The 10,717-nt window shown below is 36.2% G+C and carries 9 protein-coding genes; 6 read left to right on the forward strand and 3 right to left on the reverse strand.

Going from position 1 to position 10,717, the window contains the following annotated elements:
- Nucleotides 1-18 precede the first annotated feature (18 nt).
- The gene (locus tag V7014_RS22440; RefSeq protein WP_335510512.1) at nt 19-627 is read right to left on the reverse strand and encodes a histidine phosphatase family protein; all 609 of its coding nucleotides are present in this window, start codon (nt 625-627) and stop codon (nt 19-21) included.
- Between the two features lie 171 nt (nt 628-798).
- On the opposite strand from V7014_RS22440, the gene V7014_RS22445 reads away from it, so the two are divergent.
- From V7014_RS22445 to V7014_RS22455, 3 genes are all read left to right on the forward strand, one after another.
- Complete coding sequence (locus V7014_RS22445) at nt 799-1,137, forward strand: metal-sensitive transcriptional regulator (RefSeq protein ID WP_335510514.1); 339 nt, start codon at nt 799-801, stop codon at nt 1,135-1,137.
- Nucleotides 1,138-1,149: 12 nt separating this feature from the next.
- Nucleotides 1,150-1,356: a copper chaperone CopZ gene (gene copZ / locus V7014_RS22450; protein WP_335510516.1), complete on the forward strand. Its 207-nt coding sequence runs from the start codon at nt 1,150-1,152 to the stop codon at nt 1,354-1,356.
- Between the two features lie 153 nt (nt 1,357-1,509).
- The gene (locus tag V7014_RS22455) at nt 1,510-3,930 is read left to right on the forward strand and encodes a heavy metal translocating P-type ATPase (protein WP_335510518.1); all 2,421 of its coding nucleotides are present in this window, start codon (nt 1,510-1,512) and stop codon (nt 3,928-3,930) included.
- A 104-nt stretch (nt 3,931-4,034) separates the two neighbouring features.
- On the opposite strand, the gene V7014_RS22460 is transcribed toward V7014_RS22455, so the two are convergent.
- Nucleotides 4,035-5,258, reverse strand: coding sequence for an FtsW/RodA/SpoVE family cell cycle protein (locus V7014_RS22460; RefSeq protein ID WP_335510520.1), 1,224 nt, complete (start codon nt 5,256-5,258; stop codon nt 4,035-4,037).
- Nucleotides 5,259-5,669: 411 nt separating this feature from the next.
- Between V7014_RS22460 and V7014_RS22465 the strand changes: the two genes are divergently transcribed.
- Nucleotides 5,670-6,434 (forward strand): hypothetical protein, encoded by a 765-nt coding sequence (locus V7014_RS22465; RefSeq protein WP_335510522.1) that lies wholly within the window; start codon nt 5,670-5,672, stop codon nt 6,432-6,434.
- Between the two features lie 151 nt (nt 6,435-6,585).
- Here the strand turns inward: V7014_RS22465 and V7014_RS22470 are convergent, their stop codons facing one another.
- Nucleotides 6,586-7,773, reverse strand: coding sequence for a dicarboxylate/amino acid:cation symporter (locus V7014_RS22470; RefSeq protein ID WP_335510524.1), 1,188 nt, complete (start codon nt 7,771-7,773; stop codon nt 6,586-6,588).
- Nucleotides 7,774-8,055: 282 nt separating this feature from the next.
- Here V7014_RS22470 and V7014_RS22475 point away from each other — a divergent pair, with 282 nt between their 5' ends.
- Both V7014_RS22475 and V7014_RS22480 read left to right on the forward strand, forming a co-directional pair.
- Nucleotides 8,056-9,117: a D-alanine--D-alanine ligase gene (locus V7014_RS22475; protein ID WP_335510526.1), complete on the forward strand. Its 1,062-nt coding sequence runs from the start codon at nt 8,056-8,058 to the stop codon at nt 9,115-9,117.
- Between the two features lie 202 nt (nt 9,118-9,319).
- Nucleotides 9,320-10,690 carry a UDP-N-acetylmuramoyl-tripeptide--D-alanyl-D-alanine ligase gene (locus V7014_RS22480; RefSeq protein ID WP_335510528.1) on the forward strand — a complete coding sequence of 457 codons (1,371 nt, stop codon included), beginning with the start codon at nt 9,320-9,322 and terminating at the stop codon, nt 10,688-10,690.
- Nucleotides 10,691-10,717: the final 27 nt, after the last annotated feature.

The following is a 10,717-nucleotide window of genomic DNA, read 5'->3' on the forward strand; positions in this document are numbered from 1 at the left end:
CGACTTTCGCTTTTGTTCTTATTTTGCGTGAGACATATCGCCTTCATACTCAATAGTTAAAGCTTTTCCGTCATAAACTACCTTTGTTAAGCTTGTATTTCCTGGTGGATTTTGTTCAAATACTTTTGCGATCGGCAGGTTCTTTAATGTGGCAAATATGACACGTAAGAAAATGGAATGAGCGACAACGAGTACTGTACCTTCTTTATTTTCATCTAGAATTAATTGAAGAGCTTGTTTAGCGCGATTTTGAATATCAAAGAATGTTTCTCCACCTTTACCCTCAAATAAATGCGGCGTTTCCCAAAAGCATTTATGATCATCTGGATATTTGGTGATAATATCATCTCGTAACATTCCATCCCATTCACCGAAATACATTTCACGGAATAAGTCATTCTTGATTAATGTAATATTTCTGCCGTTCGAGATAATTTCAGCCGTTTCATAAGCTCTCTTACTAGTACTAGAATAGATTTTATCGAGATGGGTATTATTTAAACGTACAGCTAAATTGTAGGCGTCAGATCGACCTAATTCAGTTAATTCACCATTCCCCCATCCTTGCATACGATGTTCGACATTCCACTCTGTTTGACCGTGACGTGTAAAATAAATAGTGAGCATTCTATAAAATCTCCTTCTTCTATAATGGACTTGATAATAACTAAATTGTACCTCAATAAATAGCTAACTGTAAGAATGGGTATTAGAAAAAATTGTGGAAAATTAAAAATTTAGGCTTTACATAGGGTAGGGGGGTATAGTATATTTTAGACGTGGGGAGGGAAGATGATCATGAATAAAGACTTGAACGAATTTATATCTGAAGACTCTTGTTGTCATCAACATTCTGATCGTAAAAGCCACCATTCAGATAGTGTTAAGAAGAACCTAATCACACGCTTGAACCGTGTAGAGGGGCAGGTTCGTGGCATTAAAGGGATGATTGAGAAAGACGTGTATTGCGATGATATCATTACTCAACTTGCTGCGACACAATCGGCTCTTAACAGCGTTGCAAAATTGCTGCTTGAAGGGCATCTGAAAACCTGTGTTCTTGAACGTATTCAAGAAGGTGATATGGAAGTAGTAGACGAAGTGTTAGTAACTATACAAAAATTAATGAAGAAATAAGGAGAGGTTATTATGGATAAAACTACTTTAATCGTAAAAGGAATGTCATGTGGTCACTGTGTGAAAGCTGTAGAGGGAAGCGTTGGCGAACTTGAAGGTGTAAAGAGCGTAGCTGTTAACTTAAGCGATAGCAAAGTAGATGTAGAATATGATGCATCTGTTGTAACATTAGATGCTATTAAAGAAACAATCGACGATCAAGGATACGACGTACAATAAGAAAAGCGAAAGCGTCTGTTTAGCTCCGTATGAACTGGAGCTAGACATCAAGCTTAGTTATTTACAATTCTATAATAAGGAAAGCTCGGTTTAAGCAACCGAGTTTTTCTTGAAATAATATATACCCCGCATGGGTATGGAGAGGTGAATTATATGAGTGGGCAATCAAAGGAAGCAACATTTAATGTAACAGGAATGACTTGTGCTGCTTGTTCAACAAGAATTGAAAAAGGATTAAATAAAATGGAGGGTGTAGAGCAAGCCAATGTTAACTTAGCTCTAGAAAAATCTACCATTACGTATGATCCGGATAAAGTGAAACCAGAAGAACTTCAACAAAAAATTGAAAAACTCGGTTACGGTGTATCGATGGATGTAGCAGAGTTTAATATAACAGGAATGACTTGTGCTGCTTGTTCGACAAGAGTGGAAAAAGGGTTAAATAAAATGGAAGGTATCGTGAATGCCAACGTTAACTTAGCTCTTGAAACTGCGACTGTAACATACAATCCAGGTGCTGTATCGCAAAGTGATATTATTGCCAAAGTTGAAAAGCTAGGCTATGGTGCGGAAAGAAAACAAGATAGTCAAGATGACCAAGTAGATCATCGTCAAAGAGCTATTGAAAAGCAAAAATGGAAGTTCATCATTTCAGCAATTTTATCGCTACCATTGTTATATACAATGGTTGGGCACTTCTCTTTTACATCTTGGATTTATATGCCTGATATTTTAATGAATCCATGGTTCCAGTTTGCATTGGCAACACCAGTACAATTTATTATTGGTAGTCAGTTTTATATTGGGGCTTTTAAAGCGCTCCGAAATGGTAGTGCTAACATGGATGTCTTGGTAGCTTTAGGGACATCAGCCGCTTATTTCTATAGTTTATATCAAAGCATTCAATCAATCGGTGCTCATACGCATGAACTAAGTCTTTACTATGAAACAAGTGCTGTACTAATTACATTGATTTTATTAGGTAAATTGTTTGAAGCAAAAGCAAAAGGTCGCTCTTCAGAAGCTATTAAAAAGCTGATGGGTCTACAAGCTAAAACAGCTGTTGTAGAAAGAGATGGTAAAGAATTAGAAGTACCATTAGAAGAGGTTGTTACAGGGGATATCGTATTCGTAAAACCAGGCGAAAAGGTACCTGTTGACGGTGAAATTATTGAAGGACGTTCAGCTCTTGATGAATCAATGATTACAGGTGAAAGTGTTCCGGTAGATAAAGTTATAGGAGACACTGTAATCGGAGCAACAATTAACAAAAACGGCTTCTTGAAAATTCGCGCTACGAAAGTAGGAAGTGATACAGCTCTTGCGCAAATTGTGAAAGTAGTAGAACAAGCGCAAGGATCAAAGGCACCTATTCAGCGATTAGCAGATAAGATTTCAGGCATATTTGTACCGATTGTTGTAGGTATTGCAATAGTAACTTTCTTAATTTGGTATTTCATAGCTGATCCAGGTAACTTTCCAGAAGCGTTAGAAAAAATGATTGCAGTATTAGTTATTGCTTGCCCATGTGCACTTGGTTTAGCAACGCCAACTTCTATTATGGCGGGATCTGGTCGTGCTGCTGAATTTGGTATTCTATTCAAAGGTGGAGAACATTTAGAACAGACACATAAGATTAATACAGTGATGCTCGATAAGACAGGAACAGTAACAAATGGTAAGCCTGTTTTAACAAATGTAATCACAGCATCTAATTGGAATGAACCAGAGCTTCTAAGTTTAGTAGCATCTGCCGAGAAGCAATCAGAGCACCCATTAGCAGAAGCGATTGTAAAAGGTGTGCAAGAAAAAGGAATTTCATTAACGCAAGTAGAGTCATTTGATGCGGTACCTGGTTTCGGAATTGAAGCGAAAGTAAATAGTCATTCTTTGCTAATTGGTACTCGTAAGTTAATGCAAAAGCATTCAGTGGCAATTGATGAAAACGGTCATGATGCAATGAATGCATTTGAAGAAGAGGGAAAAACAGCAATGTTAGTTGCGGTTGACGGAGAATATGCAGGAATTGTAGCGGTTGCTGATACAATTAAAGACTCTTCTAAACAAGCAATTAATCGATTGATAAGTATGGGTATTGATGTATGGATGATTACAGGTGATAATGAGCGTACGGCAAAAGCTATTGCTCAAGAAGCGGGAATCCAGCATGTTATTGCGGAGGTTTTACCAGAGCAAAAAGCGAATGAAGTGAAGAAATTGCAAGAGAGTGGCAAACATGTTGCAATGGTAGGAGATGGAATCAATGATGCTCCTGCATTAGCGGTAGCTGATATTGGTATGGCAATTGGAACAGGAACGGATGTTGCAATGGAAGCGGCTGATATTACCCTAATGAGAGGCGATTTGAATTCGATTGCAGATGCAATTGCTATGAGTAAGTATACAGTTCGAAACATTAAGCAAAACTTATTCTGGGCACTCGGTTATAACACACTTGGTATTCCAGTTGCGGCATTAGGATTCCTTGCTCCTTGGGTGGCAGGCGCAGCAATGGCATTTAGTTCTGTAAGTGTTGTCTTGAACGCGTTACGCCTTCAAAAGATTAAGCTATAATTTTAAAAAAACTCCACAGTGTACGGCTGTGGAGTTTTAATCAATCGATTAATGAAATGTACTAGAGAAGAGGTTGTCCTTTTGAATAGCCTCTTATAATTGGATTATCCACGTAATGTAAATGAACGTCTTTTGGGCATCGGTGTTGATACTGATTTATTTGGATTAGAGAACATAGATGATTTGGAATAATATTGAATACTGAAGATTACACCCATGGCCATCATTGTTCCCATTAGCGAACTACCACCATAGCTTATAAATGGTAAAGGAATACCTGTAATCGGTAGAACTTGTATGGTCATCCCGATATTTTGAAACACGTGGAATGTGAGCATACTAGTGATGCCGGCGCATACATAGGAGATGAATTGATCTGAAGCAGATAGCGCAATTTTTATTAAATGATAAATCAAAATAAAATATAAACCGATGACAATACTACCTCCAACGAATCCAAACTCTTCCCCAATTACGCTAAAAATAAAATCGGAATGGCTTTCGGGGATGTAGACAACGGCATTCGTAAAGCCTTTTCCTGTCATCATACCTGAACCAATCGCATCTAATGATTGCTCCAGGTGGAAGGCTTCCTTACCTGCGTATTCTTCAGGTCTGAGCCAAGCGTAGATTCGTTTGAACTGATAGGATTCTACGCCTAGGTATCTCTGTAATAAATCTGGAAAATATAAAACGAGATAAATGAGTAAACTACCGATGCTGATACCGCCGCCTATAGCCGGAAGTAATATTTTCCAATTGATTCCTGATACGAGTACGATTCCAAGAAAAATGGAAATAATCACAAGTGACGTACCTAAATCGGGTTGTTTCATGATAAGGGCTAGCGGAAGTAGTGTTATAGCTCCTAATTTTATAAGTAAAACTAAGTCTGTTTTGATTGTTTTATTAACTGTTGCTTGGTTATGTTGAATGGCAACTCGGCTGAGTATGAGAATGAGGAATGTCTTTATGAACTCGGATGGTTGTATAGCGATACCTCCAATCCTAAACCAGCTACGGGCCCCGTTGATTCTTGGAACAAGTGATTCAGGTGATACGATTAATATCAGTAGGAGTAAAATTCCTAAACCATAAAGATACCAAGATAACCGTCGTATTTGATCAGGATCGAAATACATAATAACAGCAACAATTACTGAGCCGATAACATACCATTGAATTTGTTTGAGTACAAAGTTTGTTGCGCCGTATTGACCTGTTGCTTGAGCGCTATATATAGCAAGGCAGCTCACTAGGAGGAACATAAATATAATAAGACAAAGTGTCCAGTCGAATCGATCTGAAAACGTTTGGCGTTTTTTCATAAATAGCACCTTTCTTAATTAATAGGATATGTATAATGCTAACATTTCAAGAGAATACTTACAATTCTGTAAATACTTATTTTTGGTTAAAAACTGAAAACCGCTGAATGAATGATTTTAATAAGGGTATTTTCCATTTTTGTGTAAATTATTCTACTACTTTCTGATGTAATGCCTTTAGTTCGTTTGAAATTTTTGTTATACTTGAGTCAAAGTCTTACTATATGAGAATTAAGAAGTAAGCAATACTAAACATTCATTATCAAAAGTTAAAGACAGAAATTTTGGAATTAATGCACTTTAATCAGAGGATAATGACTTAGAATCTTCTAGATAGAAGAGGATTAAAATTATTAGTGAATTTAAATAAAACGATGTCAGCTTAAGGGGTTTGTTTCGGGAGGCTTAATAATGAGAAATGATACAAAAGAATTATTATACATACATCTAAATGCTTCTGACCGCTTTGTACTATCAAGTGGTCTAACATTTGAAGACTTTTATCGTACGATTGAAAGCCCTCTTCAAAATATACTCTTGCTGAAACATCGTTATGAAGATGGAGAATACAATAGAAATACTTTGTTAGAATATGTTTATCAAGATGATATCCAGAAGGTAGTCAAAACAAATCCAGATCGTATAGGTGATTTCTGTTGGATTGACTTTGAAGATGATTCAGGATTGGATGCGGTAGATGGACAGCAACTTGCTGAATTGCTTTATTTAGCACATTGTAAAAATCATTTACGCCCGCCATTTTATAGGATGTTAAATAATAAATATGTTTATCTTTCGCATCATAATGATTGGTTTAATAAAATATACTTCCGATCATTAGATGAATTTTTTCAATTATTAGGGTCTTTCATTCCGCATAAAATGGAAAGTTTGAAAGTGGAAAAAACATGGTTAGGTATTCGTAAGAGAATGGATTATCCGGGAATTCCAATTGAAATATTTATTAGATTATCATCTTTGATGGCTGAAGGTATTATTATTTCATTTGAGCAAATTGAACAATCAAGAAATCGACTTGAGATTCCAATTTGGGTTATTGGTGATTTTGATATTGATGAAGTGGCTGAACATTATAAAGAGATGAATCAAACTGAGCCTGATGCAAAACTCATTTTTATTCGAAAGACCAAAGAATGGGCACTTGTGTTGAAATAATGGCTTCGTTTTATAAACATAATAAAAACACCGAGTAAGTTAATGTTTATCTTCTTAAAAGGAGATTTCATTTAACTTGCTCGGTGTTTTTTTGAAAGGTGTCAAGCTACAGTGCATACGGAGCAAACCAGGGCGCTTCCACTTTTCTTTATTAAGATGCTACGTGCTCGATAGAATTTGTTTCTTTATCTTTTGCGAATGAATTGGAGATAACTGTAATAGCTCCATCACCAGTAACGTTACAAGCCGTTCCAAAGCTATCTTGCGCTAAATATAAAGCAATCATAAGAGAAAGCATTGTTTCTGTGAATCCAAGCATTGATCCTAATAAACCAAGTGCGGCCATAACAGCTCCTCCAGGAACGCCTGGTGCAGCAATCATTGTAACACCTAACATTAAAATAAATGGAAACATAATAGAAAATGTAGCTGTTTGACCTTGTAATAACATAACTGCCATCGAACAGCTTACCAATGTAATCGTACTTCCTGATAAATGGATCGTTGCCAATAATGGGACAGAGAAATTAGCAACGCGATGCTTTACTCCAAGTTTCTTTGTATGATGCATAGTAACTGGAATCGAAGAAGCAGAAGATTGCGTACCAAGTGCTGTAAAGTAAGCAGGCATCATTTCTTTTAACATTTTTAGCGGGTTCTGTTTTGATACTGTTCCTGCAACAGTATATTGAATAAGTAACATTGTTAGATGCAATACAATAATCATAATAAATACTTTAGCAAAGACGCTCATAATCATGGCGATTTGTCCACCTTGCGTCATGTTAGCGAAAATGCCAAAGATATGAAATGGTAGAAGTGGAATAATGGCAACGTTTATTACTTTTTCAACAATATCTTTAAAATCATCCATAACATGTTGCAGTGTGTTTCCTTTTATAGCAGCTAGACCAAGTCCGATTGTGAAAGCAATAAGTAATGCTGCCATAACATCCATAACCGGTGGCATGTCAATTTTGAAATAAGGTTCAAGTAGTGCTTCTTCAGGGCTCTTGAAGCTCGCTTGAGTTTGATTCGTTAAGATGAAAGGATAAATCGTCTTTGCAGCTACAAAAGCTAATAAACCAGCAAATATTGTAGATGCATATGCGAATCCTGTTGTGATCCCAAGCATTTTTCCGGCACCTTTACCCATTGTACCGATTCCTGGTGCGATGAAACCAATAATAATTAAGGGAATAATAAATCCTAGAAAGTTTCCGAAAATTCCGTTGAATGTAGCGAATATACGAATTAATTCCTTAGGAGCTACAAGACCGATTAAAATCCCAAGGGCGATTGCGAGTATTATACGTGGAAGTAAGCCGAATCGTTTCATGATGTCCTCCTTAAATAAACAACTGTATTTTATAGATGGATTATACATTGGTTTTCGCGAGAAGTTAAGAGGTTAAATAAAAGTAAAACTATTCAGAAAAATATATCGAGATAATTGTTCCTATCAATTTCAAGCCAATAACGTACATTTTAAGAATCTGGGCATAAAATAATAATTGATTTATACTGTAGTAACTTTTTAATTCCAAACGTGATATTATTTCCTTGATTGAAAAATAAAGTGGTACAATAGAATGGCTGAAAAAGTAATGGAGGTATCGTAATGAAGATGAAATTAGGATTACTTTATGGTGGCAAATCTGCTGAGCATAAAGTATCTTTACAAACTGCACTTGCAGTAACGAAAGCTTTAGACTTTACTAAATTTGATATATATCCAGTTTATATTACTACAGAAGGTAATTGGATCACTGGAGAACAATTAACAACTCCTGCGCAAAGTGTGGAAGAGTTAACACTTACGTCGAAATCAGATGACATTTTCGTAGGCTTAGCTAACGGTACTGACAAGCCTTTTGATGTGATTTTTCCTTTACTTCATGGACCAAATGGAGAAGACGGAACTGTTCAAGGGATGCTTGAGCTACTAAATATCCCTTATGTAGGCAATGGAGTACTAGCGTCTTCAGCAGGTATGGATAAAGTAATTATGAAGAATATTTTTGCTCAAGCAGGATTACCACAAGTAAATTATGTATGGTTTACACGTAAACAGTGGGAGCAAAATGAAATAAAAACGTATGAACAAGTAGAACAAGAGCTTGGTTATCCTTGTTTTGTTAAACCAGCAAACTTAGGATCTAGCGTTGGTATTAGCAAATGTTCGAATCAAGAAGAACTAAAAGCAGCGTTTGTAGAAGCTTTTCAATTTGATCGCCGCATCATCGTTGAAGAAGGTGTAACCGCTCGTGAAATTGAAATTGGTGTACTTGGTAATGAAGATCCTCAATGTTCAGTAGCAGGAGAGATTATTCCAAACGATGTTGCATTCTATGATTACAAGGCGAAATATGAAGACGGAAATACAGGTCTTGTTATTCCAGCAGATATTTCGAAAGAAAAGCATGAAGAGATGAAACAACTTGCTGTAATAGCTTATCAAGCATTGGATTGTGCAGGGCTTGTTCGTGCAGATTTCTTCTTAACTGAAGACGGCAGATTCATTATTAATGAAGTCAATACGATGCCAGGATTCACGCCGTTTAGTATGTTTCCACTATTGTGGAAGGAAACAGGAGTCGAATATCCAAAACTAATTGAGAAGCTTGTAAACCTTGCATTAGAACGTTATGAAGAAAAACAACAAATTAAACATACATTTTAATTAGATACAGGTTTATGATATAAGAAAGCAAGCAGAAACAAACAATGATTCTGCTTCTTTCTTATGTCCAAGATAGATTATTTGAATAACTGATTAGTGGGAGGCTTTCATCTCTTACCAATCATTATTCAAATGGGATAAATGTAATGCCATTACGCACGTTAAGTTAAACATTAAATTATACAAGTATAGGAGGAGCGAAATGATTAAGCGAACGCTAGAACAAATTGCTTCTATGATTGGATTAGACAGCATGAAGCAACGAACGGAACTAATCGCAGGTGTAGCAATTGATTCAAGAAAAGTAATGAAAGGGAACTTATTTGTACCTTTTCAAGGTGAAAACACGGATGGTCATGCGTATGTTGAAAGTGCGATTGCGAATGGAGCTGGCGCAGCTTTATGGCAGAAAGATGTACCTAATCCCCCTGAAAATTTACCAATCTTATTAGTTGATGATACGTTAGAATCGTTACAAAAGCTTGCGGATAGCTATTTACAACAAGTTACTCCAAAAGTTGTTGGAGTAACAGGAAGCAACGGGAAAACAACAACGAAAGATATGATTGCTTCTCTTCTTTCGCAAAAGTATAAAGTTCATAAAACAGAAGGTAACTACAACAATCATTTAGGTCTTCCGTTAACGATTTTAGGAATGGACGAAGATACGGAAGTTGCTGTACTGGAAATGGGTATGAGCGGTAGAGGAGAAATCGAATTATTATCTAAGTTGGCAAAACCTGATATTGCTGTTATTACAAACATCGGTGAGGCTCATTTATTAGATCTAGGATCTAGAGAAGGTATTGCTGAAGCAAAACTAGAAATCACAAAGGGACTTAGAGAAGATGGTGTCATGATTTATCATGGTGATGAACCATTACTTCATGATAAATTGTCTCAAAGTCATTGGAAAACTTGTTCGTTTGGTCGAGAACAAAGAAACACGATTTATCCATTAAGGATTGAATCTAGCCAAGAACAAACAATGTTTACGACAAACCTATATAGTAATACTTTAACTCTTCCTGTATTAGGTAATCATAATGTACTGAATGCATTAGCAGCAATTCTAGTTGCGAGAGAGCTCGAGGTTGACTATTCAGCTATTGCAAAAGGGTTATTACAATTAAAAGTAAGCAATATGAGAATGGAAATGGTAGAAGGACAGCAAGGTGAAAAAATCATTAACGATGCCTATAATGCTAGTCCAACTGCTATGAAAGCTGTTATTGATCTTGTAGTGGAATTAAAGGGCTATAATAAAAAGTACCTTGTTTTAGGTGATATGCTTGAATTAGGACCAGATGAAGCTCAATTTCATAGAGAGATCGGTGAAACAATCGAGCGTAGTACAGTTGATAAGCTATTTACGTTTGGTAATCTAGGTATGCAAATAGCCGAAGGAGCAAAATCAACATTAGGTGAAGAATGTGTACACGCTTTTCTTGATAAACAAGCATTAATACAAGAATTGAAAAAATGTATTGGAAACAATGATTTAGTACTTGTTAAAGCATCTAGAGGAATGAAATTAGAAGAAGTTGTTCAAGCATTACAAAAGAACGAATAGATTAAAACAAAGAAGGGGCTGTTCGAA

It is taken from the genome of Bacillus sp. JJ722 (assembly GCF_036963345.1).
GTDB lineage: Bacteria > Bacillota > Bacilli > Bacillales > DSM-1321 > Bacillus_AD.

Bases quoted from the DNA above. Each gene is read 5' to 3' on its own strand.
- V7014_RS22480 (WP_335510528.1), top strand. From the start codon at position 9,320: ATGATTAAGCGAACGCTAGAACAAATTGCTTCTATGATTGGATTAGAC.
- V7014_RS22440 (WP_335510512.1), bottom strand. From the start codon at position 627: ATGCTCACTATTTATTTTACACGTCACGGTCAAACAGAGTGGAATGTC.
- V7014_RS22475 (WP_335510526.1), top strand. From the start codon at position 8,056: ATGAAGATGAAATTAGGATTACTTTATGGTGGCAAATCTGCTGAGCAT.
- V7014_RS22445 (WP_335510514.1), top strand. From the start codon at position 799: ATGAATAAAGACTTGAACGAATTTATATCTGAAGACTCTTGTTGTCAT.
- V7014_RS22470 (WP_335510524.1), bottom strand. From the start codon at position 7,773: ATGAAACGATTCGGCTTACTTCCACGTATAATACTCGCAATCGCCCTT.
- copZ (WP_335510516.1), top strand. From the start codon at position 1,150: ATGGATAAAACTACTTTAATCGTAAAAGGAATGTCATGTGGTCACTGT.
- V7014_RS22455 (WP_335510518.1), top strand. From the start codon at position 1,510: ATGAGTGGGCAATCAAAGGAAGCAACATTTAATGTAACAGGAATGACT.
- V7014_RS22460 (WP_335510520.1), bottom strand. From the start codon at position 5,258: ATGAAAAAACGCCAAACGTTTTCAGATCGATTCGACTGGACACTTTGT.
- V7014_RS22465 (WP_335510522.1), top strand. From the start codon at position 5,670: ATGAGAAATGATACAAAAGAATTATTATACATACATCTAAATGCTTCT.